Source organism: Bacillus sp. FSL R7-0646, from assembly GCF_037969865.1.
GTDB classification, from domain to species: domain Bacteria; phylum Bacillota; class Bacilli; order Bacillales; family Bacillaceae; genus Bacillus; species Bacillus licheniformis.
Map to the genome: position 1 here is coordinate 1,303,415 of NZ_CP150217.1, position 23,225 is coordinate 1,326,639.

The window sequence follows — 23,225 nt, forward strand, 5'->3', positions numbered from 1 at the left end:
AATGTCGGGGCTGATAAAATATCCGCGGGAAGCAGTTTCCTCCCGCGGATTTAAGTGCTGCTATCGGGTGACCGTAATATTGTTGATGACAAGCTGTCCCAATGAATTGAGATACGAAAATGTCGCTTTGCCTGGGCTTACGGCCTTTACGTATACGCGGTCCGAAGTGATTCTGACGGTAATGGCGCTGCCGCTGTAGGAGACGTTCGAAATGCCGACGTATTGATCCTCCTGTCCGACTCTCATCTGCCTGTTGATGACGATCGCCTGAGGGGCGATGATTCCTTGTGCAAATGCGTGAGAAGAGAGATTTTCAGTCTTCGAGAGCTCCTGGGCCTGTACATGCATGGGACTTCCCGAAACAGCAAGGATACCCGCCAGCAATGATGAAGCAACTAAACTTTTACCTAACCACTTCATAACCATCATCTCTTTTCCTATGTGATGGTTCCAGGATATGGGATTGTTGGGCGGCAGTCAATTGGCTCCAATGATGATTCACACATTGGACATACGAAAAAAAACATTTTGTGAAGCGGCAGGAAAAACGACTCATTATTTCGAAGATGTTCTTTTGTTCAAAGCGTTAATAAAGGTTTTCACATTTTTCTTGTCCTGCATGACAGGTGAATATATATAGGAAAGCGTCCTGTTAAAGGTTTGATTTTTCAGCCGGATAACGGAAAGGTTTCCGTGCTGTACATCTCTTTCAATGACGCTTCCAGACAGGAGAGACAGTCCGATGCCCGTCATGAGCGTTTCTTTGATCCCCTGGTTGCTGCTGATCGTCAGAAACGACTTCACTTTTAAACCGTTTGAACGGATGACATGGTTTAAGTATTCGCGTGTGCCTGAGCCGACTTCGCGCGTTACCCACGTTTGATTTTGCAGATCGGAGATTGTCACGTCCTGTTTGGCCGCAAGCGGATGATCGCTTGAAGCAGCGATGAATAATTCGTCCTGCATAAAGGCGTGTACAGAAAGCTCTTTTTCATTTGTCTGTCCTTCGATCAAGCCGATGTCCACTTTGTACAGGCGGACGGACTGCACGATTTCTTCCGTGTTTCCAATGACGGCCTTGAGCTCGAGTTCAGGATATTCCTTTTGAAGGTCGAAGAGGAGCGAAGGCAAAATATATTCGCCGATTGTGAAGCTTGCGCCGATTTTCAGCTCGCCTTTGATCGAGTTGTGGTGATCGAGAATGTCCTGCCTCGTTTGTTCATAGATGGTGATCATTTGTTTGGCGCGGTCGTATAAAATTTCACCGGTCGGCGTGATTTTTAAATATTTCGGAGAGCGTTCAAATAATTTCGTCTGGAATTCTTTTTCAAGATTTTTAATGTGCATGCTTACGCTCGGCTGCGACATGAGAAGAAGCTCGGCCGTTTTCGTGAAATTTTTGACTTCTGCAAGGGTAACGAATGTCTTCAGCGCATCATAATGCACACGAATCTCTCCTTTATTAAAAATCTTAATAGCTGTGATAATTAATATATATTTTACTAATGTTGAGTATTCCAGTAAACTTTTAATTAGAATCTTTTTTTAGGAATATTTGGTTTGAAGCAGGATGACGCCGCGCGGCAAAGGGGACGTGATGAGTGAGCGCTTACAATGTTTCTTAGCAGCAAAAGCCGTGATCGACAGATGCTTTGCGTCAATAAAACCGATTTGATTTATAGGAATAGTGGATATATGATGAGTATTATCCTTTTCCGTTTCAAAACAAGTCATGATTTTTTTATTCCTTAGTGAGGTGGATATCGTTGCAACTTCAGGTAATGAACAGTCCTTTTAATCAGGAGCAGGCAGAGCTCCTCAACCGTCTTCTGCCAACTTTGACGGCATCACAAAAAGCCTGGCTGAGCGGTTATCTGGCAGCTGTGCAAACCGCCGATGCCGCGGCGGCTCTTGAAACATTGTCGGCGGAAGCTCCTGCTGCAAGCCCGGCTCAGCCTGTTTCCAAAGAAGTGACCATTTTATTCGGATCGCAGACAGGAAATGCACAGGGACTTGCCGAAAACGCGGCTAAGACGCTTACAGAACGGGGATTTCAAGTCACCGTCTCTTCAATGAGCGATTTTAAGCCGAACCAATTGAAGAAACTAAAAAACCTTCTCATCGTTGTCAGCACGCACGGTGAAGGGGATCCGCCGGACAACGCGCTGTCATTCCATGAGTTTCTCCATGGAAGACGGGCTCCGAAGCTCGATGATCTCCGTTATTCTGTGCTGGCTCTTGGCGACACGTCGTATGAATTTTTCTGCCAGACCGGAAAAGAGTTCGACCAGCGGCTTGATGAGCTTGGAGGCACAAGGCTCCATCCGCGCGTCGACTGCGATCTCGATTATGATGAGCCGGCTGCAGCATGGCTTGACGGTGTCATCTCAAGCTTAAACGAAGGACAGGAACAGGGCGCAAGCGCCGCACCTGCTCAAACGGCAGCTCCGCAAGCCGCGGGAGGAGTAACAGTATATTCGAGAAAAAATCCGTTCAGAGCGGAAGTGCTGGAAAATTTGAATTTAAACGGCCGCGGATCAAATAAAGAAACGCGCCATCTTGAATTATCGCTTGAAGGCTCAGGTTTGACTTATGAACCTGGCGACGCGCTCGGCATCTTTCCGGAAAATGACCCTGAACTCGTCGATATGCTGCTGAAAGAGCTGAAATGGGATCCGAATGCTGCCGTTGCTGTTGATCAAGGGGAAAACCTTTCTTTGAAAGAAGCGTTGACTTCTTACTATGAAATTACGGTGCTGACAAAGAAATTCATTCAGCAGGCGGCAGAAATCATTGAAAATGAAAAGCTGCGCGAGCTTGCCGCTCCGGAAAATGCGGATCAATTAAAAGCGTATATCGCTGGCCGCGACCTGATTGATTTTGTGCGAGATTTCGGTCCGATCGCAGCAGCTCCGCAGGAATTTGTATCGATTCTTCGAAAAATCCCGCCTCGGCTTTATTCGATCGCATCGAGCTTCGCTGCAAATCCGGATGAAGTGCATTTGACGATCGGTGCTGTCCGCTACAATGCGCACGGCAGAGACCGAAAAGGGGTCTGCTCGGTATTATGTGCCGAACGTCTGCAGCCTGGCGACACCCTGCCTGTTTTCATTCAGCCGAATAAAAACTTTAAGCTGCCGGAGAATCCGGAGACTCCGATTATCATGGTCGGTCCCGGCACAGGCGTTGCGCCGTTTAGGTCATTTATGCAGGAGCGCGAAGAAACCGGAGCATCGGGGAAATCGTGGATGTTCTTCGGCGATCAGCATTTTGTCACTGATTTCTTATATCAGACAGAATGGCAAAAGTGGCTGAGTGAAGGCGTGCTGACAAAAATGGATGTCGCGTTCTCGCGGGATACGGAAGAAAAAGTATATGTACAGCATCGCATGCTGGAGCACAGCAAAGAATTGTTTGAGTGGCTTGAAGAGGGAGCGGCTTTCTACGTTTGCGGCGACAAGAACAACATGGCCAAAGATGTTCAAAACGCATTGCTTGAAATTATCGAAAAAGAAGGCGGCAAAAGCCGTGAGGAAGCTGAAGCCTACCTCGCAGAAATGAAAAAGCAAAAACGTTATCAGCGCGATGTATACTGATTTTGATTGAAAGGGGACTTTTTCAACATGGGGAACGAAATATTAAAAGCGCCTGAAGGCCCGCCGAGCGATGTAGAACGTATTAAGAAAGAAAGCGATTATTTGCGCGGCACCCTGAAGGAATCGATGCTCGAGCCGCTTTCAGCCGGGATTTCAGATGACGACAACCGTCTGATGAAGCACCACGGCAGCTATTTGCAGGATGACCGCGATCTCCGCAATGAGCGGCAAAAGCAGAAGCTTGAGCCTGCGTATCAGTTCATGCTGCGCGTCCGGATGCCGGGCGGTGTGGCGACGCCTGAGCAGTGGCTTGTCATGGATGAGCTTGCCCGGAAATACGGAAACGGAACATTGAAGCTGACAACTCGGGAAACATTCCAAATGCACGGCATTTTAAAATGGAACATGAAAAAAACGATTCAGTCGATCCATTCAGCCATGCTAGATACCATTGCAGCATGCGGCGATGTTAACCGGAACGTCATGTGCACTTCCAATCCGTATCAGTCAGAAATCCATCGAGAAGTGTATGAATGGTCGAAAAAACTGAGTGATGACCTGCTGCCGCGCACACGTGCGTATCATGAAATCTGGCTTGATGAGGAAAAAGTGGCCGGCACGCCTGATGCGGATGAAGTCGAACCGATGTACGGACCGCTGTATCTGCCGCGGAAATTCAAAATCGGCATCGCCGTTCCGCCGTCAAATGATATCGATGTATTTTCTCAGGATCTTGGTTTTATCGCGATTGTGGAGGATGACAAGCTCATCGGCTTCAACGTCGCGATCGGCGGCGGCATGGGCATGACCCACGGGGACAAAGCAACGTATCCGCAGCTTGCCAAAGTCATTGGCTTCTGCAAGCCTGAACAGCTATACGATGTCGCTGAAAAAACGATTACGATCCAGCGGGACTACGGAAACCGTTCGGTCCGCAAAAATGCCCGCTTCAAGTATACGGTTGACCGCCTCGGCTTGGAAACGGTCAAAAACGAGCTGGAAAACCGTCTCGGCTGGAGCCTCGCTGAAGCAAAGCCTTATCATTTCGAGCATAACGGCGACCGCTACGGCTGGGTAAAGGGCGTAAAAGGAAGATGGCACTTTACAATGTTTGTTGAGGGCGGCCGTGTCACTGATTATGATGATTACAAGCTGATGACCGGCTTAAGGGAAATCGCCAAAGTTCATACCGGCGATATCCGCCTCACAGCCAACCAAAACTTGATCATTGCCAATGTCACAAGCCAAAAAAAGAAAAAGATCAGCGAGCTGATCGAACAGTTTGGCTTGACTGACGGCAAGCATTATACAGCGCTCCGCCGCAGCTCGATCGCATGCGTCGCACTGCCGACGTGCGGGTTGGCGATGGCCGAAGCGGAACGGTATTTGCCGAAGCTGATTGACAAAATTGATGAAATTGTTGAAGAAAACGGCTTGAAGAATGAAGAAATCACCATCCGCATGACAGGGTGCCCGAACGGCTGCGCCCGCCATGCGCTCGGCGAAATCGGCTTCATCGGAAAAGCCCCGGGCAAGTACAATATGTATCTCGGCGCCGCTTTTGACGGCAGCCGTCTGAGCAAAATGTACCGGGAAAACATCGGCGAAGAAGAAATTTTAAAAGAACTTCGCAATATTCTTCCGCGCTATGCGAAAGAACGCAATGAAGGAGAACGTTTCGGAGATTTCGTCATCCGCGCCGGAATTGTTAAAGAAACGACGGACGGAACGAATTTTCATGACTGATGAGCATTTTAAAAAAACGCCTCAGCCCATTGATTGGTGCTGAGGCGTTTTTCTTTTTTACGAAAATGCCCGGACAGTTTCCGACTCTATGATCATTTTCATAAACTCTGCAGCCGCAGGTGTTGCTTCTTCAAATGAGGGTGTTATCATGCCGACTTCGCGGATAATTTGAGGAGAGATGTCTTTTTTGATCAACCGATGGGACACGGAGGAAAGCGAGAAGCTTGATATCAAGCCGATTCCCAAATTGTTATGAACCATATTGACCAATGTTTCCGCGTTTTGCACAGTCAGGTTTTCTTTTAACTCGAGGCGGTGTTTTTGAAAGATTTGAGATACCGCGATTTCGTGCCCGCCTTTACAAAAAATCAATTCATTTTGATATTTTTTCAGATCAATGAACGGTGCGTCTTTTAAGTGGTGATATTGCTCAGGAATCACGGCCGTCATCCGGTCTTGAAACAATACTTGGCTTTCGAATCCGTCAAAGGGAGAGGCGACGATTCCTAAATCAACCATGCGAGTTTCGACCCATTGCTTAATTTGGTCGGAGGTTCCCTCAAGCAGTTCGATTTGTACGAGCGGATACTTTGATCTGAAGGAGGCGATAGCCTGCGGCAAAATATTTGCTGAGACGGCGGGGAAGGAGCCAACCTTGACTTTCCCTCTGAGCAGATGATTTTCTTGATCGGCCACTTGGTATATTTTGTTTTCAATCACGATCATCTGTCTCGCCAGTACGACGATTTCCTTTCCCGCGTCCGTAAGTTTTATCTTGTTTTGTTTATCCCGAATCAATAATTTGACCCCGAGCGACGTTTCCAAGCTTTTTACGGCTTTGCTCACGGCCGGCTGTGAAATATACAGTTCGTTGGCTGCTTCTGTCATATTCAAAGTCTCTGCGACTTTCACAAAGATGTGAAGACTGTTCATGTTTATAACCAAATAGTTATACCCCCGATGATAAAAATGTATTTCAGTTATATCTCAATATAGCATATGCTGAACATGAAACAAAGAAGAAAGGTGACGGATTATGTTTAAAGTACTTTTGGGGATCATCTCTGTAACGCTGATTTGGGGGTATACCTGGGTGACGATGAAAATCGCAATCACTGACATTCCCCCTGTTTTATTTTCGGCCCTGCGGCTGTTCATTGGAGCTGTTCCTTTGTTTGTGATTCTCTTGATCAAAGGAAGGAAACGTTCAATAGGAAAGGAGAATATCAAGCATTATCTGGTGATGAGTTTATTGATGGGTTTAGGTTATATGGGGGTGTTAACTTACGGCATGCAGTTTGTCGATTCGGGAAAAACGTCTGTTTTGGTGTACACCATGCCTATTTTTGTTACTGTCATCAGTCATTTTAAATTAAACGAGAAAATCAATGTGTATAAAATGCTCGGTTTATTTTCTGGTCTGATCGGTCTTTTGTTTATATTAGGGGGCGGGATTCTGCATGTTGATCAAAACGTCATATTTGGAGAGCTTTGCGTTTTAATCGCAGCGCTCAGCTGGGGCGTCGCCAATGTTTACAGCAAACTGAAATTCAAAAATACAGATATGATTCATATGAATGCATGGCAGCTTCTCACAGGTGCGGTGATGTTATTGATTTTCTCTTTTATACTGGAACCGTCCCGGCCGATTCACTGGTCAAATGAAGCAATCTTGTCTCTATTGTTTAACGGTTTATTCTCTACGGCTTTGACGTTCGTCATTTGGTTTTGGATACTGAATCAAATCGAAGCGTCGAAAGCATCGATGGCTTTAATGTTTGTTCCCGTATTAGGCCTTTTGTTCGGCTGGCTGCAGCTGCATGAACCGGTCACATTCAGCATCCTGATCGGCGCATTCATGATCTGCATCGGCATTTTTATGAATACTTATCAATTTAAAAAGGTGTAAAAAAAGGCAGAGGATCTATATGGTAATATGAAATGGGAGGGAGATTTATGAAAATCGAACACATCGCCATATGGACGAACAATTTAGAGGAAATGAAAGATTTCTATACCCGTTTTTTTCACGGAAAGACGAATGAAAAATATGTCAATCCGAAAAAGCATTTCGAATCATATTTCATCCAGTTTGAATCGGGAACACGGCTTGAGCTGATGAGACGCCCCGACCTTGCAAAAGGAGAGGAGAACGCTTCCGGCTATGCACATATGGCGTTTTCCTTAGGGTCGCGTCAAGAGGTTGACGAGATGACGAGCCGCTTTGAAAAGGAAGGATACCAGGTTGCCGGAAAGCCGCGCGTCACGGGAGACGGGTATTATGAAAGCGTCATTCTGGATCCTGACGGCAACATCGTTGAACTGACCGTTTGACGGAAAAAAGCTAATGTCCGTTTTTAGACATTAGCTTTTTCGTTTAGATGGCAGCATCGAGCTGATTGATTTTCCATTTGTTGTTTTCTTTCACAAACGTGATCTTTCTTTTCGCAGTCACCGATCCATCCAATGCCGGTACGGAAAATTCATAAGTGCGGGTATTGTTTTTTTGAGAGATCAGTTTGATTTTTGCCTTGTCCCATCCTAAGAGGTTGTCCCCATCGCCGACAGGCACGGCCATTTTTCCTTTATAAGAAATGATGTTGTATTTTTCAAAGCCTTTTTTAATGGCGTCTTTTGTGAAAACCGGCGTCAAGTAGTCTGTTAATTTTGCTTTTGTGCTGAATTCACTGCACATATACGTATATGGAAGACCGCGGTATTCAAATGTTTTGGATGGGCAAGTTGAGTTTTTCGCTTTTGGATTGTGGCCGCTCATCGTATTCCAAAAGTGCTCCCGTGCCTGCAAGGTTAATTGCATGACTTGCTTATTTGTTAAATTCCCTGATGTTTGATTTTTCGCTGCGAGGGACGCTCCGGCAGGCAAGATCAGTAAAACAGCTAATAAACAAACGATTAACTTTTTCAATGGTCCTCTCTCCTTAAATATATCTCTTATATTACAAATGTTACAATAATTACAGATAGATTACAAGAGGTTTGCGAGAAAAATTTTCCTCCGCTGTTTTCTTATATATGACGACATAAAAGCAGCCGGGGTTATGGTTTGTCCAGGAAAATATTTTATGTCCATTGATTCGTTTCCCGGATTTCTCTCCTCATAAACATAGAAGCCTCATGTTGAAAAAGTATTTTATATTGAAAAAGAATTCTATCTGGGACCTCGCCGGGAGCAGGAAAGAGGATCACTGAAACATCAATGAATTATATTGTTAAAAATCAGAATTTTATATAAAATCAAACTTTATCAGTAAAAAAACTGTAACGAAATTCGCATCAATCTGTCATAGCGGTGACATTTTGCTGTGTTACGATTTTCCCTGTTAGTTTCAAAAGGGCTAACAAGGGAGGATTTAACTTATGAAGAAGACAATCATGTCCTTGGCTGCAGCCGCGGCTATGTCGGCGACTGCATTCGGAGCGACTGCCTCAGCAAAAGAAATCGAAGTTCAAAAAGGAGACACGCTCTGGGGGATTTCTCAAAACTACGGAATGAACCTCAAGGACTTAAAAAAATGGAATCAGCTTTCATCAGATCTGATTTTTCCAGGTCAAAAGCTGAACATTTCTTCTCAAGAAGAAAAATCTGAAGAAAAGCAGTACACCGTTCAGCCAGGGGACACGCTCTCAAAAATCGCAAAAGAGTTCGGTGTGACTGTAAGCGATCTTCAAAAACGGAACAACCTGAAGTCAGACTTGATTATTGCAGGGCAAACGATTGCAATAAACGGAGAAGCGGCAGCTGCAGCAGCGCCTGTGAAACAAGAGTCCGCTCCAAAACAAAATGATCAGCCTGTCAACGTACAAAAGGAAATCACAGTGACCGCAACTGCGTATACGGCAAATGACGGGGGCATTTCAGGCATCACAAAAACGGGAGTCGACCTGAATGCGAACCGCAATGCGAAAGTCATCGCGGTTGATCCAAGCGTGATTCCGCTCGGCACGAAAGTATATGTGGAAGGCTATGGCGAAGCGACGGCTGAAGACACCGGCGGCGCCATTAAAGGCCATAAAATAGACGTATTTATTCCAGATAAAAAAGACGCTTTCAATTGGGGCGTCAAAACCGTAAAGGTTAAAATTTTAAACTGATATAAAAAATGCAGGAGGCGTTAATTGCCTCCTGCATTTTTTTGTCGAACGATGTTTATGCTGCATGCTGTTCCTCGCGTCTGCTTTTTACAAAAACCGAAATCGCAAGAGCGGCGGCTGCAAAGGCGATGGCTACGAAATAAACCATATGAACGCCTTCTGTCATGCCTTGCATGTGCAGCTCCTGACGGCTGCCTCCGGAAGAGTGCGCGATAAAGCGATTCGAAACGGTTGTCAGGATCGTCGTATACAATGCCGGACCGATTGCCCCTGAAACTTGATTAACTGTATTCATTATCGCCGAACCATGCGGGTAAAGCGGTTTGGGCACCTGATTCAAACCGAGCGTCATAATCGGAGCCATTGTCAACCCGACGCCGAGTGTAAAGCCGGCGTAGAGCATCATTCCGACCGCCATCGGCGTATCGCTTGAAATATTCGTAAACAGCGAAAGGACGGCAATCACAATGATCAATCCGGTGATCAACAGCGGTTTAAAGCCAAGCTTATCAAACAGGCGCCCTGCAACAAGGGATGTCATCGCGAGGACGAGGCCGCCCGGCAGCATGAGAATGCCTGTATAAAGCGGTGACAGCTCAAGCGCCATTTGGAAGTAAAGCGGCAAAATCAGCATCATCGAAAACTGCAGCATCATCACGATCCACATCAGGATAACCGAGATTGAAAATATCTTTGAACGAAACGGCCTCATATCAAGCATCGGCACTTCCAATCTGAGCTGGCGCATGACGAACAATATTAATCCGATGACACCGGCCGCCAGTCCGATGATGACTTTCGGACTGCTCCAGCCCGCTGCTTCCCCGGCGTTGCTGAAGCCGAAAACGATCCCGCCAAATCCGACGGTCGATAAAAGAATTGATAATATGTCAATTTTCGGATACGTCAGTTCGGTTACATTTTTCAAGCGGAACGCCGCATAAAAAATCATGAAGACCGATACTGGCAGCATCATGAAGAAAACAACGCGCCATGAATAATGTTCGACAATATAGCCTGAGATGACCGGACCGATCGCCGGAGCAAATAAGATAACGAGCGTAAGGATCCCGGTCATCGTTCCGCGTTTTTGCGGCGGAATCAAAGTCAGTATCACATTCATCACAAGCGGCAATATCAGGCCTGTACCTGAACCCTGGATGATCCGTCCGGCGAGAACGAGCGGGAAGACCGGAGCAATTCCGGCCAGCAAGGTTCCCGCTGTAAAAAGCGTCATCGCAGACAGAAGCAGCTGCCTTGTCGTAAAGCGCTGCATTAAAAACGCGGTAATCGGCACGGCGATGCCGATCATGAGCATATATCCGGTTGACAGCCACTGGGCTGTGTTCGCTGAAATGCCAAAATCGTCGATGATTTTCGGCAAAGCCACATTCATGACCGTCTCATTAATCAGAGCGAGAAAATTTCCGACGATTAAGATTGCGATAATCATGAAGGAGCCTTTTCTAGCTTGTTCCATTTGTATTCCCACCCTTTATGAACGTTTTAGCAAAAAAGGAATTTGTTCGGCGGCTGCACTGAGAGGCCGGCCGTTTTTTTTCGTCACTGAGAGCACATACGCACCCTCAATCATCGCTTGTATCGCGACGCTCAGCGTCTCGGCCGTTTCCGGCGCATAGCCTGACTGGAGCAGTTTTTCCTGATAGACAAGCTGCCAGTCTTGATAAACCTGTTCACACGTTTGGCGGAGCCTTTCACTGAACGACCACGTTTCTGCGGCGACGGATACGATCGGAATATCGTCGTTTTCTTCGATGATGTATTCCTCGATTCCGTCAGCCATCATCTGGATATAAGATTGAAACGCCTTGACAGGATCAGCTTCACCGCTGATCGCTGACGATATATACGCTTTGATTCTTTCTCCGGTTAATTGAATCGCCTCTTGCGCCAGTTCCTCTTTGCCGCCGGGGAAATAATAATAAAGCGATCCCCGCGGCGCTCCGCTTTCGGCTGTGATTTGGCTTAAGCCTGTGGCATGGTAGCCTTGTTTGCGGAACAATCGTGAAGCCGTCCGCAAAATTTTGTCGCGGCTGCTCATTTTTTCTGCCATTCTATCATTCCCTTATGATTTTATACTGATCGGTCTATATAATTTTAACGAAAAAAAAGACCTTTTTTGAAGGCCTGTTTTAAAATAAGGACGATTTGTCCATATTCGGTTCAGCGGGAATCCGCTGAAGGCTTCAGAAAGCCGGCAAGCAGCAGGCGCCACAGCAATCGCTGCCAATATCGACAAAAGGCTGTCAGATATGAAGTGAACAAAAGCGGAATTGATGGTATAGAGTGCGAGCGCCGTTAAATAAACGGCTAAAAAAACATAGCCGAACATTTTTCTGCGGAACGGTCTTTTGAGTTGAATCAAAAGAAACAATCCGGCCATTAAAATGATAAACGTCACAGTTATTCTCCCTTCGCAGGAAAGTTTCTCAATCCTCGTATGTCCGGTTTCTTTCTTTGTTGTCTTCAAATGCCAGATGAATGACGAATAAAAACAGACAGGCGATGATTTCGACATCCAGCGGGATGGTGATGCTGTCCATCAATTCATCAGCGAGATGGATGGCAAGCCAAGTAAAAAAACATTCGATCATAAAGGTCGCAGCTTTATGCCCAATCATAAAGCTCAGAATTTTTTCCGGGATTTCAAACAGCGCGCCGAGGCCAAAAGATAAAAGGATATACCAGAAGAGCGACCAGGGCGATTCGTATGTAACGCCGAAAATCGCAAAAAAACCGGCGACGCCGAAATAATAAGACCCGAAAAAGAGCGTAAACACAGTGAGGATCAAAAGAAAGATCATAGTCACTGCGAACATGGTACCGAGAGTTTTTTTAATCATTAATCATTCATTCCTAATCATGCAGTGTATATTCATGATATCAGAAAAATATCCGGTTGTGAGTTATAAATGAGATTTTGGGGTTAAAGTTTGTGTGGATGGGGGAGTGAAGAGAGCGTTCTGAAAAATTCCTAAGGTGTTTTTCGAGACCTAATTAATCACCATATATCATATTTGGAGCGTTTTCATAAGGGCTGCAATCAAGAGGATAGGATCCCAAATAAAAAAGGCTGCCAACCGGCAACCTTACTTTGTTAAGCATATTTCGTATTTGCTTGTTCTTAAACCGACGTGTTTACCCGAAGAATCATTTTCGTGCCTTAGGTGATTTTCGATTTTGGTTCAATTGCTTTTTTGAATCTCATTTGTATTGTCTATTCATTTTCATCTTGATTAGATTCAAGGTATTGCTCTAAAAATTCCTTATCATCTTCATCTTCTGGCCAGAGTCCTAAATATTTGTGTTCCCATACAATTCTTCTTTCATAATCATCAGCATCTGATAAATCCTCATAGTCGTAGTCGATATTAAATTCACCATCACTGTGAATGATCATAGAGAGACTCGTCCAAGTCTCTTGATCACTATTCTTAAATTCGTACCATAGCTTTTCTAAGTTATTGATTAATTGTCTCCAAAGATTTCGATAGGCTTCTTTTTCAATCCTAAAAAATTCAGGGATATTATGACAATATACCGGTGAATCATTTCCTTCAGGATAATAATAAAAGAATCCTTTTTGCACATCTTCAAGAATTTCTCCATAAATCAAAATCTTTGACCATTCCTCTGGAATAGTCTCAACTACTGTCTCCGCAATTTCTTGATATATCGTGTTTAATTGATTTTCATCCATTGGCTACTTACCTCCAGGCTTATTATCAAATTTCACAACTTCCCATTCCCGTTTTCCGATTTTATATTCTATCTCAAAGCTTGCCGGTCTTTGGGAATTCCCTTTGTATACTGGCTGTATTTTAACCTCAACTGTTCTTCCTTTTTCGAGGTGTTTGGCCCACATGTTCTCAAGCTTTTTCCATTCTCCTTTATTTAAGTTACCATCCATCGGCACAAGGTTGTCAAGCTTTCCAGACCCTTCGAATATACTTGCAATGAGATGACCGCCCTCATCGGTTTTTAATCGATCTTCACGGCCGGCAATTCTTTGGGCGTATTTGTTTCTCTTTGCTGCTCCCAAATTTAGTTTGCCGCTGACATTTGTAATACGTCCTTTATGATCAGTTTTATAAGTATAGCCTACAGGCGTTGTATCCGGTTTTAACACCTTTCTTCTTTTGACTCTTGTGAAATGGTCACCATATTTCACTTTATGGATGGTTTTTGAGTCTACTTTAATGTCTGTTTTTGTTTTGGAAGAAACACCCGCAATGATGCTGACCATTCGATTTCTTGCTTGTTTTGCTTGATCAGAAATCTTTTTGGTTTGTTGAATTAATTTATCTTTCAATCGAGATCCATCTATCGTATTGAACGGAACTTTACCAGCATTGGCTAAAGCTAGTTGAAGAGAAGCGATTTGGACTTTCGGAGTGAGATTTTTAATATCTTTAAAATCCCTGACAACTTTATCAGCTGCTTTCTTACCTGCCTTTTTCGCACTCTCTATGCCCTTGCTAGCTGTCTTTTTAGAGACATCCTTTATCTTAGATGCGGCTTTTCCCATCTTGCCCGCCTTAGCCAACTTGCTAACTTTGTCTGCACCTTTCGTTCCGACAATGGATGACGCAACCATTCCGGTAGCGTATGTAAACCATCTCGCCCTGCTTTCTGCATCACCATTGATGACGTCCCTCACGAAGGAGTCCTCGATATCTTTCTTTATGATTTCAAATGTTTCTACAGGGTGGGTGACTGTGTAGGCAATGCCCTCTAGCGTTTCTTTTGGATTGGTTATGGTATCTCGTATTCCTGTCACTGTATCGACGGCCACATCTTCTATTCCTTCTTCAATGCCCTGCTTAATACGCCCCATGATACCACTTTGTTTTCGTTTTCGATTTATAGTGTAAAAATAGTAATTTTGCTGCTTTTCTGTCAGATTTTCAATTCCAATCTCTTGTGCAATCTCAACAAATTCATCAGGATCAATGACATTTTCGAGCTTTTCCTTTAGGTGAGAGATTTTATTAACCTGTTTGTTAGCTTCACTAACTTCCTTTTCGAGTTTTGATCTCTTATCGAGCTTAGCCAACATAACGCCCATCGCTGTTTCCTGGTTTCCACTCAAGGTATCCATTTTATCCTGTTTTAAAATAGAACCTTTCTGATAGCCGGTGATTTCAATTTTAGGGCCTGTGTACATTTTTTCAAGCCTAGCGATGTATCTTTGCATTGTTTCTAAGTCGTTTTCAGCGGCTTTGATGGTGTTCGTCTGCTCCCTGTCGAATGTATGTAATTTTTCAATTGTCTGATTGATTTCTTTTAAAGCTTTCGAGTAATTCTCGTGAAAATTACTGTCATCTAATTCCGGCAAATCGACTATATGGCTGACTTTAGCGATTGTAGCATTCGTTTTAGAAACCAAACGCTTCGTGGTGCGATCGGCATCTTTCACTCCTTGTTCCAGCTCATTATCGAGGAAGGCTTGCGAAATATATCCATTGTGTTGTGGCTCCAGGGAATTCAATGCACTTTTGATTTTCTTCAATGCTGATTGATATTCCTCGATAAAAGTTTCAAAAAATTGAAGGAATGGGGTGTGACACTCTTTATAAAAATTCCGTATTGCGTCGCCGCCTTTTCCTTTTAAGGCATCGTTGAGCGACGTGATACCTTCCACGCTTTTTTTAATGTTGACGATTTCTTCCGATTGTTGCTTTAATTGTTCCACCGTTTGATCAATCGCTTTGTGCAGCGCCTGAACGTCCAGAGTCTTCATGGCATTCTCCTCTAATACTAAAGTTGCAATCATTTTAGAGTTTACCACTTTACGGAAGGATATTGGTAAATACATCCTGTATACCCAATAAAATGAACCTTTCGATTTAGGTTTATATACCTACTAGAGATTTCATTATCCTGAAGGCAACATATTTACAACCGCTGCGACTCCCGGTACACTACATAAAAACAGGACAGGCAGGTGCAAAAATCGAAAGATGAAGCGGGCTTTAACTGACCAATACGGCAGCTTTACAGAGATGGCAGAAAACGAAATAGAAGGGACCGATTATTCGGTGGCTGCTCGGGATGCAGGGAGCGCTCTGCTTGTGATGGCTCCCCACGGGGGCGGGATCGAGCCGGGCATCAGTGAAATTGTCAAGGCTTTTGCAGAGGGCGCTTCGGTTTATTTATTGGAAGGATTGAAAAGGCGCGGCAATAAGAGCCTTCATGTGACAAGCGCTCATTTTGACTGCCCGCTTGCCTTGCGAATGGCTGCAGGACACCGGTACATACTGGCTTTTCACGGGTATGAGGAGCCTGCTCATCGACATACGCTCATCGGAGGGACAGATCGAAGGCGCGCCTTGATGTTTAAGGAGACATTGGAGAGGCACGGATTTTCTGCGGAGCTGGCGGCTGAAAGGGGCTATCTTTCAGGTACAAACCCTGCAAGCATCAACAATCGCTGCCAAACCGGTTTAAGCGTGCAATTTGAAATCAGCACAGCCCAGCGGAAGGCGATGTTTGAGCAATTCACATTAAAGGGCAGGCGAACGTCTCAAAATGAGGTGTTTTCCCGCTATGTCAAAGCTTTGAAGGAAGGAGCATGCATCGCATATGGGCCGAGTGCAGCCGGCAGCTGAGCCGGCTGTTTTTTTATTTTCTCAGCATATAAGCCGGCCGGCTTTCCGCAGCGACCATTTTGCCGAGGCCGTTTGCCGCTGCGTACGGGCGGCGGGTTTCCCGCCGGTAGCGTGCAAGTTCGTCTACTTCTTCAAAGCGTGGTGCATTCGCCGATTCGCTCTCTTGGGAAAGGCTTGCCATCCACGCCTCATGAAACTGGATTCCGGCCTGCCGTTTTTCAAAGAGCTCGATCCGTTTGACAGCGAACGACTCCGTGACTTTAAAGAGGTCGGCGATCATTTTAGCGGCTTGGCATCGCAGCTGAGGAAAATCCATTTTTAAAAGCATAAAAGTAGGGACGCAAAAATGGTACATAAATTGATTGGCCTGGAACTCCTGCAGCTCCCTGAACATCTGATTCATGTAAAGCTGGTTTCCGGCGTGCTTTAATACGTGGCACAGCTCATGGGCAAAGTCCTCCCACTGCTTTTCCTTTGAAAGGCTGCTGTTGAGAATAATGCTGTACATGCCGTCATGCTTAATCATCATGCTGTTGACATTTTCATAGTGAATCCAAATATTAAAATGAGCGGCTATGCGATTCATATCAATCTGGTGAGGTTCAAAAAAACCGAACTTTTGGTACATATTTTTGACGTATTCTTCTAGGTGAGATAAATAAAACTTCAATACGAGACACCCTTTCGAACGAATGTTCTGTTTTTAGCGGGAAAGAAAAGCCCGTCAAAGGGGCTGTCATGATTTCATGCAGATCTATCATATACGATGAGCAGCCACTTTAGCAAATCTTTCCCTTTTTTATTGTCTTATCTATTAAATCGGCGCTCACCAGGTAATGTTTAATAAAAATTCCTTATTTATCCGTTTTGTTTATCTCCGGGCTTTCGTTTCTTCTCTTTTTCTTTTAAGTATTGAATGAACTCGATGGCCTGCTGTCTGCTTTCGGGGGAAAATTCCTGCATGTCGCGGTAGGCAATTTGCAGATCCGGATCTGCGATTTCGTCTTCGATGTTTTTTTTCTTTTCCGTGCCTGTCAGCAGATAGTCTATCGTCACTTTATAGTAATCAGCGAGTTTTTTTAATGTTTCATAGTCCGGCTCGCTTCTTCCGTTTTCATAATGGGAGTAGCGTGCCCGCGATACACCGATCTGCTTTGCCACTTCTTCCTGTGTCCTTTTTCCTCTCAGGCTCTTCAGTCTGCCGCCTAACATAGAATGACCTCTCTTCCTCAATTCGGCATGATTATCTCTATTATAGATACAAAATGTATCGAAATAAACAGATGATAAAAAAAGTATCAAAAAAGTGTTGATGATAAGAAGCGTATCATATATAATCAAATCATCAGATACGTATTGTATCAAAAACAGGGAGTGAGAACATGTGCGAAAACGATTGATCGAAGAGCGCTCTAAGAGGGGATGGACCCAGAAGCAAGTGTCGGAAAGACTTGGACTCTCCGAGGTTTATGTTCGCAAAATTGAAAGGGGAACACGCAATCCCGGCAGAGAAACGATGCTGAAATTCGAAACGCTTTATTCAGTGCCTGATCGTTTGCTGTTTCCCGATCTTTTTCAGGCCTTTATAGATACATATTGTATCAAAGAAAACCTGCATGAAAGAAGGCGATGTCATGAATCTTGAACATCCGATGGTCACACGCATCCGAACACACGGCTATCCAAAGGAAGCCGACAGAGAGCAAATGAGAAGCCACGGCGGACTTGCCGGATATCCAAAAGGAGGAAGCATGGGTAAAATTGTGATTTCCTACAGCTCAGACCGGTTTGATCAATGGCGGCTCGGAGAAGCCGGGGGATTCATCGCTTTTACGAAAGACGGAAAGCCTGTATTCCAATTTGATCATAAAGGCCAATACGAACGGTATCTCAGGCTGAACCGCAAAAGGCAGAAGGAAGGGGGAAGATGAATGTCCCGCCCGCCGGATCAAAGCTATCCCTTTTCGGTTTACTCAGGGCTTTTAACACCTGTTCACTACGAGAAAATAGGCAATGCCATTTGGCTTTTTTTATGGTGCATCAGTTCAACAACAAAGGAAATCGAACGCGATGGGGAGACATGGGGCATCGTGCTCGGCAACAAGCCGCTGAAAGCAGCCGAACTGGCTCTTCAATTCGGCGTCAACGAAAAAACGATCAGAAGATGGCTCGCTCTTCTCGAACGAAACGGCTACATTGCAGTCACAAGAGCGCCTTACGGAATGATTTTGTCAGTCAGACATTCAAAAAAATTTGCCTACGCCAGCCATGTCCGAACAGAACTGCCTGATCGGACAGAAGAGACTGGCAGTGCGGACAAGCTTGTCCAATCCAATAAAGATATCACACAAATCAACACAAAACATAATATGAGTTCCATAAAAACAATAGCAGAACGATTTGCCGCCCTCAGGTCGATGCAGGAAGGAAAGCCCGTCCATCCCTCGTCAAAAGACTATCAGGCCATCGCCCGGATTGTCGCCCGCGGAGTGTCTCTTCCGCAAACAATCAAATGGCTTGAACAATGTTTTGAGGAGTATGAGGCGCGGCGCCGAAGCCGTCATGAAACGATCAAGGTCTTCAGCTACTGTGAAAAATATATCATCGGCCGGCTGGCTGAAGCGGAAGCGAAAACGAAAACAACTGTCAGGAGGGAGAACAATGCCCAAAAGAACAATCGAAGAGGTCATGGACGAACTGAGAAACAGGAGCCGTCAATCACAGGGGGGCAAACCGGAAGAATCCGCCGCAAAACGGTATGACTGTCCGAAGTGCAAAGATGAACTCGGATTTATCGAACGGCGCGGAACGATGGAAGTATGGGTATCATGCGTCTGCCGCGAATGGCGCAAAGCGCAAAAGCTGTTGAAGACGAGCGAAATCACCGAACAATTTAAAAACTTAAACTTTGCTCAATTCAAGACGGAAGGAAAGCATCAATCTGTAAAAGAGGCGTATGAATGCGCCGTTGAATATGTACAAGCTTACCGGGACATTCAGGAAAGCCGCAGAAACAGCATCGCGCTCTTGGGACGACCCGGTTCAGGGAAGACTCATTTGCTGACGGCTGCCGCCAATGAGCTGATGAGGAAGCTTTTTGTACCCGTCCTGTATTTTCCGTTTGTCGAAGGATTCAATGATTTAAAACAGGACTTTTCGTTGCTTGAGAATAAGCTGAACCGGATGAAGCAAGTCGAGGTGCTGTTTCTTGATGACCTGTTTAAGCCGGTGGCAGGCAGGCCGCGGGCAACGGAATGGCAGATCGAACAGACATATGCCGTCGTCAATTACAGGTATTTGAACCATAAGCCGATCATGCTGTCCAGCGAGCTAAGCGTTGAAGAAATTGTCAGCATAGACGAAGCGCTCGGAACGAGGCTGGTCGAAATGTGCGGGGACTTTCTCGTCGTCCTGAACGGGAGCTCTTTCGGCATCAATCATAGACTGGAGGGGATGGTTTGATGTGCCGGCTATGTAATGGGAGAAAATCAATCCATCAGGACGCAAGGGTCGGAACGATTTTCCGCGCTTGCCCGAACTGCTGCACTGAAAGCGGCGGTTTGACGGATGTGATCAAACATCTGGAAGCGCTGATTGCAAAAATGAAAACAAGGGTGACACAAGGTGCTTAAAAGTTTAAAAGCTATGATTCTCATCATCTGGACAGCGGCAAAAAGAGACGCACAAATTAAACGATGGCACGAAGAAGACGGAAAGTGAGGAAAGACATACGTGAAAAACGAAAGTGAGGCGTACAGCCCATCACCATGGCGCGTCGTCAGAACAAATACCGACGTATACATTTATTCAGCATACAGCAAAGCCGAAAAGAAACGGTTTCCTTATTCCAACGGAAGGGTGATTGCCAAAGTCGCCGACTACAGCGCATATTCCAAGGAAAAAAATGCCCGCTTAATCGCTGCAGCTCCCGAACTGTTGACCGCAGTGAAGCTCACGCTTGCCTATTTGAAGCGAAAACGGCCCGTTCACAGCGATTCAGTTGAGAATCAATTGAAGAATATTTTAGAAAAAGTCGTCGCAAAAGCAGAATTTGAAGAGGAGGAAACAAGATGAACCATCCGGCAAAGTTAACAGATATCAACGATACGACGGTTGCAAGCCGCATCAAAAAAGGAAAGGTGACGGTGATCGTCCTTGACGGAATGAACGGCACGGCATGGCAGGCCGAGGCGCCTGAGCACGGCAAAACCGTCATTGAAACGAGAAAGGGAGATCTCGCAAGGATCGAATTTGAAATCGGCTATAAGCTATAGCTCTACAACTTGAATATTTGTCCAAGACGGAAAGCCTGCGGACGCTGATCAGGATGCACATCTTAACTGTGCGGCTGATTGGTGTCCTTTTTTATTTCAAAAAAACGGAGGTACATTAAAATGGAAGATTTGCTTTTCGAATATAAAAGAGCGCTGAAAAACACGAAAAAATTGTATAAGCCCTATCAAGATGAACAAGGGCTGACGGCTGAACAGCTGAATGATAAAAAACTGATCAGAAACATGATGACCGATTTGGAATATGTGATCGACTGGCTTGAAAACGGAAGAGAACCTGGAATCAGACGGGCGATTGACAGGCGCGACTCTTATAAGCGGATGCTCCTGAAAGATCCGCGGATCATCGACACGTTTTCAGAACAGAGTGCATTTGAACCGGCTCAGGAAGTGTCAGCATACGATAAAGCCCGGATTGAATCAGCGCTGTCTGCCCTTACGGCACGCGAAAAAGAAATCTTCATTTTACATAAGGTCGAACAGTTTTCCTATGAGCGGATTGCCGCCATGCTCGGCATCAAAAAGTCTACTGTTCAAACCAATGTGAAACGGGCGCAGCTGAAAATCGCGAAACAGATCGAAAAGCCTCTCGATTGTATGGCATAACGATATATCTGTCTTTTGTCATACGTTTGCCACCTATAAGTGAAAAGAGAAAAAATATAACAAAGCATACTGTTCATATGGAAGATTCATACAGCGATTAAATATTACTGTTTCCGAGAATGAGAGGCGGTGAAAATGAACAATGCCAAGGAAAAGGGATCCAAAAAGGGATGAAGCTTTTCGTCTCTATCAAAAATACGGGGGAAACATTACGAATCTCGCAATCGCAAGAGAACTCGGCGTTTCAAATAAAAAAATCAGCGTTTGGAAAACCCGCGACCGCTGGCAAGAGGCTTTAGCCGGAGATGACGCGAACCGTGGAAAAGCAGACATTCACAATGAAGGGCTGAATGAACGGCAGCGGCTGTTTTGCATCTATTATGTGAAAAGCTTCAATGCCACCCAAGCGGCGGTAAAAGCGGGCTATTCCCCGGCCAGCGCCCATGTGACAGGCTGCCGGCTTTTGAAAAATGAAAAGGTGGCCGATGAAATCAGGCGAATCAAAAAAGAAATGGTAGGGGAGATATTCGTCGAGGCGATGGATGTTCTCCAAGTCTATGTAAAAATCGCGTTTGCCGATATGACCGATTATGTGACTTTCGGCAAAAAAGAGGTACAGGCTGTCGGAAAGTCCGGACCGCTGTTTGATGAAGAAAACAATCCGGTTATGAAAGAGGTCAGCTTTGTGGATGTGAAACATTCCGACCTCGTCGATGGCACAGTCATCACGGAAGCGAAACTCGGGAAAGAAGGGATCGCGATCAAGCTGGCCGATAAAATGAAGGCGCTCGATAAGCTCTCACAGTATTTTGACCTTTTCCCTGATTCATTTAAGCGGAAAATTGAAAATGAGAAGCTGAAGCTCGCCAGACAAAAAGCCGACAAAGATGCGGAAACGGGTCCCGTTGAAGTGGTCATCGCCCGAAAAGGTGATCAGGCTTGATCATAAAAGAAGTCAATCCGCATTTTGAAGATTATTTGTTTAACTGGGATCAGACCTTTCAATTTCTTGTCGGCGGATACGGTTCGTCGAAAAGCTATCATACCGCTTTAAAAGTCGTATTAAAACTGCTTCAGGAAAAGCGGACCGCTCTTGTCGTAAGGGAAGTGTTTGAAACACACAGGGATTCGACGTTTTCTTTATTCGCATCCATTATCGATGAGCTGGGTGTCCAAAAGGCGGCTCAGGCGGTTTCTTCTCCGATGCATATCAGGTTTGCAAACGGCAGCCGAATTATTTTTAAAGGAATGGACAACCCGGCGAAATTGAAATCCGTCAACAACATCTCGCTGATTTGGATTGAAGAATGTTCAGAGGTGAAGTATGAAGGCTTCAAGGAACTGATCGGCCGGCTGAGGCATCCTTATCACAGGCTGTATATGATGTTGACGACAAACCCCGTCAGCCAGTCAAACTGGACGTACAGACACTTTTTCAAGGATGAGCGGAACAAGCGGTTCATTTTGGATGATGAGGTCTTGTATAAAAAGCGGGTCGCTGTCGTCGGTGATACGTATTACCACCATTCCACAGCTGATGACAACCTGTTTTTGCCGAAAAGCTACCTCAAACAGCTTGATGATATGAAAGCATATGATCCCGACCTGTACCGGATTGCCAGAAAAGGGCGGTTTGGGGTAAACGGCACCAGGGTTCTGCCGCAATTTGAAGTGATGGAGCATGAGGAGGTCATGAGGCAGATCTCCGCCATTTCCAACCCGCTGAAGAGAACCGGAATGGATTTCGGATTTGAGGAATCATACAATGCCGTCGTCCGGGCGGCCGTCGATCCCGACAAAAAATATCTATATATCTATTGGGAGTACTACAAAAATAAAATGACAGATGATAAGACGGCCGAAGAACTTCACGAATTCGCGGTTACGAAGGAGCTGATTAAAGCTGATCCCGCTGAGCCGAAAAGCATTCAGTTTTTCAGGCAGAATGGTTTTAACATGACAGCAGCACGCAAGTTCCAAGGCTCGCGCCTGCAATATACGAAAAAAATCAAGCGGTTTAAAAAAATATTCTGTTCTGACCGATGTGCCAATACGATCTACGAATTGCAGCCGCTGACCTATGCGACGGATCAAGACGGCAATCTGAAGGAGGATCAGTTTACAATTGATCCGCACACGCTTTCCGCGCTATGGTACGCGCTTGATGATTATGAAGTAACCGATTTGAAGGCTGAGCCGGAAGTGAGAAAACGGCCGAACAGGAAAAGGGGGAGATAGCG

The 23,225-nt window shown here is 45.3% G+C and carries 28 protein-coding genes; 16 read left to right on the plus strand and 12 right to left on the minus strand.

What is annotated here, in order from left to right; genetic code table 11:
• Window positions 1-60: 60 nt before the first annotated feature.
• Together MKY62_RS06550 and MKY62_RS06555 are read right to left on the minus strand one after the other, a co-directional pair.
• The gene (locus MKY62_RS06550) at window positions 61-420 is read right to left on the minus strand and encodes a hypothetical protein (protein ID WP_011197795.1); all 360 of its coding nucleotides are present in this window, start codon (window positions 418-420) and stop codon (window positions 61-63) included.
• Window positions 421-555: 135 nt separating this feature from the next.
• The gene (locus MKY62_RS06555; RefSeq protein ID WP_003180759.1) at window positions 556-1,446 is read right to left on the minus strand and encodes a LysR family transcriptional regulator; all 891 of its coding nucleotides are present in this window, start codon (window positions 1,444-1,446) and stop codon (window positions 556-558) included.
• Between the two features lie 320 nt (window positions 1,447-1,766).
• On the opposite strand from MKY62_RS06555, the gene MKY62_RS06560 reads away from it, so the two are divergent.
• Both MKY62_RS06560 and cysI read left to right on the plus strand, forming a co-directional pair.
• Window positions 1,767-3,596 (plus strand): assimilatory sulfite reductase (NADPH) flavoprotein subunit, encoded by a 1,830-nt coding sequence (locus tag MKY62_RS06560; protein ID WP_339614004.1) that lies wholly within the window; start codon window positions 1,767-1,769, stop codon window positions 3,594-3,596.
• A gap of 27 nt (window positions 3,597-3,623) precedes the next feature.
• Entirely contained in the window at window positions 3,624-5,342 is a 1,719-nt protein-coding gene (cysI, locus tag MKY62_RS06565; RefSeq protein WP_003180762.1) for an assimilatory sulfite reductase (NADPH) hemoprotein subunit, read from the plus strand.
• A 57-nt stretch (window positions 5,343-5,399) separates the two neighbouring features.
• Here the strand turns inward: cysI and MKY62_RS06570 are convergent, their stop codons facing one another.
• Window positions 5,400-6,287 carry a LysR family transcriptional regulator gene (locus MKY62_RS06570; RefSeq protein WP_003180765.1) on the minus strand — a complete coding sequence of 296 codons (888 nt, stop codon included), beginning with the start codon at window positions 6,285-6,287 and terminating at the stop codon, window positions 5,400-5,402.
• Window positions 6,288-6,378: 91 nt separating this feature from the next.
• Between MKY62_RS06570 and MKY62_RS06575 the strand changes: the two genes are divergently transcribed.
• Together MKY62_RS06575 and MKY62_RS06580 are read left to right on the plus strand one after the other, a co-directional pair.
• Window positions 6,379-7,251: a DMT family transporter gene (locus MKY62_RS06575; protein ID WP_003180767.1), complete on the plus strand. Its 873-nt coding sequence runs from the start codon at window positions 6,379-6,381 to the stop codon at window positions 7,249-7,251.
• Window positions 7,252-7,298: 47 nt separating this feature from the next.
• Complete coding sequence (locus MKY62_RS06580) at window positions 7,299-7,676, plus strand: VOC family protein (protein WP_003180768.1); 378 nt, start codon at window positions 7,299-7,301, stop codon at window positions 7,674-7,676.
• Window positions 7,677-7,719: 43 nt separating this feature from the next.
• On the opposite strand, the gene MKY62_RS06585 is transcribed toward MKY62_RS06580, so the two are convergent.
• The gene (locus tag MKY62_RS06585; RefSeq protein ID WP_003180770.1) at window positions 7,720-8,268 is read right to left on the minus strand and encodes an IseA DL-endopeptidase inhibitor family protein; all 549 of its coding nucleotides are present in this window, start codon (window positions 8,266-8,268) and stop codon (window positions 7,720-7,722) included.
• Window positions 8,269-8,720: 452 nt separating this feature from the next.
• On the opposite strand from MKY62_RS06585, the gene MKY62_RS06590 reads away from it, so the two are divergent.
• The gene (locus MKY62_RS06590; protein WP_003180772.1) at window positions 8,721-9,455 is read left to right on the plus strand and encodes a 3D domain-containing protein; all 735 of its coding nucleotides are present in this window, start codon (window positions 8,721-8,723) and stop codon (window positions 9,453-9,455) included.
• Between the two features lie 55 nt (window positions 9,456-9,510).
• Here MKY62_RS06590 and MKY62_RS06595 read toward each other — a convergent pair whose 3' ends face one another.
• The 6 genes from MKY62_RS06595 to MKY62_RS06620 form a co-directional block, all read right to left on the minus strand.
• The gene (locus tag MKY62_RS06595; RefSeq protein ID WP_003180773.1) at window positions 9,511-10,935 is read right to left on the minus strand and encodes a DHA2 family efflux MFS transporter permease subunit; all 1,425 of its coding nucleotides are present in this window, start codon (window positions 10,933-10,935) and stop codon (window positions 9,511-9,513) included.
• A 15-nt stretch (window positions 10,936-10,950) separates the two neighbouring features.
• Entirely contained in the window at window positions 10,951-11,529 is a 579-nt protein-coding gene (locus MKY62_RS06600) for a TetR/AcrR family transcriptional regulator (protein WP_003180775.1), read from the minus strand.
• A 12-nt stretch (window positions 11,530-11,541) separates the two neighbouring features.
• On the minus strand, window positions 11,542-11,877 hold the full coding sequence (locus tag MKY62_RS06605) for a hypothetical protein (RefSeq protein ID WP_003180778.1): 336 nt from the start codon (window positions 11,875-11,877) through the stop codon (window positions 11,542-11,544).
• A gap of 28 nt (window positions 11,878-11,905) precedes the next feature.
• Window positions 11,906-12,319 (minus strand): regulatory YrvL family protein, encoded by a 414-nt coding sequence (locus MKY62_RS06610; protein WP_003180779.1) that lies wholly within the window; start codon window positions 12,317-12,319, stop codon window positions 11,906-11,908.
• Between the two features lie 374 nt (window positions 12,320-12,693).
• Window positions 12,694-13,176, minus strand: coding sequence for an immunity protein YezG family protein (locus MKY62_RS06615; protein ID WP_003180781.1), 483 nt, complete (start codon window positions 13,174-13,176; stop codon window positions 12,694-12,696).
• A gap of 3 nt (window positions 13,177-13,179) precedes the next feature.
• The gene (locus MKY62_RS06620; protein ID WP_025808340.1) at window positions 13,180-15,219 is read right to left on the minus strand and encodes a T7SS effector LXG polymorphic toxin; all 2,040 of its coding nucleotides are present in this window, start codon (window positions 15,217-15,219) and stop codon (window positions 13,180-13,182) included.
• A 220-nt stretch (window positions 15,220-15,439) separates the two neighbouring features.
• Between MKY62_RS06620 and MKY62_RS06625 the strand changes: the two genes are divergently transcribed.
• A complete protein-coding gene (locus tag MKY62_RS06625) occupies window positions 15,440-16,087 on the plus strand; it encodes a poly-gamma-glutamate hydrolase family protein (RefSeq protein WP_003180784.1) in 648 nt (215 codons plus the stop codon).
• 13 nt (window positions 16,088-16,100) lie between these two features.
• On the opposite strand, the gene MKY62_RS06630 is transcribed toward MKY62_RS06625, so the two are convergent.
• Together MKY62_RS06630 and xre are read right to left on the minus strand one after the other, a co-directional pair.
• Entirely contained in the window at window positions 16,101-16,757 is a 657-nt protein-coding gene (locus MKY62_RS06630; RefSeq protein ID WP_003180785.1) for an ImmA/IrrE family metallo-endopeptidase, read from the minus strand.
• A gap of 188 nt (window positions 16,758-16,945) precedes the next feature.
• Window positions 16,946-17,299 carry an HTH-type transcriptional regulator Xre gene (xre, locus tag MKY62_RS06635; RefSeq protein ID WP_003180787.1) on the minus strand — a complete coding sequence of 118 codons (354 nt, stop codon included), beginning with the start codon at window positions 17,297-17,299 and terminating at the stop codon, window positions 16,946-16,948.
• 172 nt (window positions 17,300-17,471) lie between these two features.
• Between xre and MKY62_RS06640 the strand changes: the two genes are divergently transcribed.
• The 10 genes from MKY62_RS06640 to MKY62_RS06685 all read left to right on the plus strand — a co-directional run bounded on the left by MKY62_RS06640 (window position 17,472) and on the right by MKY62_RS06685 (window position 23,223).
• Window positions 17,472-17,732: a helix-turn-helix transcriptional regulator gene (locus MKY62_RS06640; protein WP_003180788.1), complete on the plus strand. Its 261-nt coding sequence runs from the start codon at window positions 17,472-17,474 to the stop codon at window positions 17,730-17,732.
• On the plus strand, window positions 17,722-18,018 hold the full coding sequence (locus MKY62_RS06645) for a hypothetical protein (RefSeq protein ID WP_003180790.1): 297 nt from the start codon (window positions 17,722-17,724) through the stop codon (window positions 18,016-18,018). Before MKY62_RS06640 ends, MKY62_RS06645 begins: the two co-directional genes overlap by 11 nt.
• On the plus strand, window positions 18,019-18,849 hold the full coding sequence (locus tag MKY62_RS06650) for a hypothetical protein (protein ID WP_003180792.1): 831 nt from the start codon (window positions 18,019-18,021) through the stop codon (window positions 18,847-18,849).
• Window positions 18,749-19,549: an ATP-binding protein gene (locus MKY62_RS06655; protein ID WP_011197802.1), complete on the plus strand. Its 801-nt coding sequence runs from the start codon at window positions 18,749-18,751 to the stop codon at window positions 19,547-19,549. Before MKY62_RS06650 ends, MKY62_RS06655 begins: the two co-directional genes overlap by 101 nt.
• On the plus strand, window positions 19,549-19,719 hold the full coding sequence (locus MKY62_RS06660; RefSeq protein WP_003180796.1) for a hypothetical protein: 171 nt from the start codon (window positions 19,549-19,551) through the stop codon (window positions 19,717-19,719). Before MKY62_RS06655 ends, MKY62_RS06660 begins: the two co-directional genes overlap by 1 nt.
• Before the next feature lie 100 nt (window positions 19,720-19,819).
• Entirely contained in the window at window positions 19,820-20,161 is a 342-nt protein-coding gene (locus tag MKY62_RS06665) for a hypothetical protein (RefSeq protein ID WP_003180798.1), read from the plus strand.
• Window positions 20,158-20,361: an XtrA/YqaO family protein gene (locus tag MKY62_RS06670; RefSeq protein WP_003180800.1), complete on the plus strand. Its 204-nt coding sequence runs from the start codon at window positions 20,158-20,160 to the stop codon at window positions 20,359-20,361. The genes MKY62_RS06665 and MKY62_RS06670 overlap by 4 nt, the downstream gene beginning before the upstream one ends.
• A gap of 120 nt (window positions 20,362-20,481) precedes the next feature.
• On the plus strand, window positions 20,482-20,985 hold the full coding sequence (locus MKY62_RS06675) for a sigma-70 family RNA polymerase sigma factor (RefSeq protein WP_003180803.1): 504 nt from the start codon (window positions 20,482-20,484) through the stop codon (window positions 20,983-20,985).
• Window positions 20,986-21,127: 142 nt separating this feature from the next.
• Window positions 21,128-21,928 carry a terminase small subunit gene (locus MKY62_RS06680; protein WP_003180804.1) on the plus strand — a complete coding sequence of 267 codons (801 nt, stop codon included), beginning with the start codon at window positions 21,128-21,130 and terminating at the stop codon, window positions 21,926-21,928.
• Window positions 21,925-23,223 carry a PBSX family phage terminase large subunit gene (locus tag MKY62_RS06685; RefSeq protein WP_003180806.1) on the plus strand — a complete coding sequence of 433 codons (1,299 nt, stop codon included), beginning with the start codon at window positions 21,925-21,927 and terminating at the stop codon, window positions 23,221-23,223. The genes MKY62_RS06680 and MKY62_RS06685 overlap by 4 nt, the downstream gene beginning before the upstream one ends.
• Window positions 23,224-23,225 lie beyond the last annotated feature (2 nt).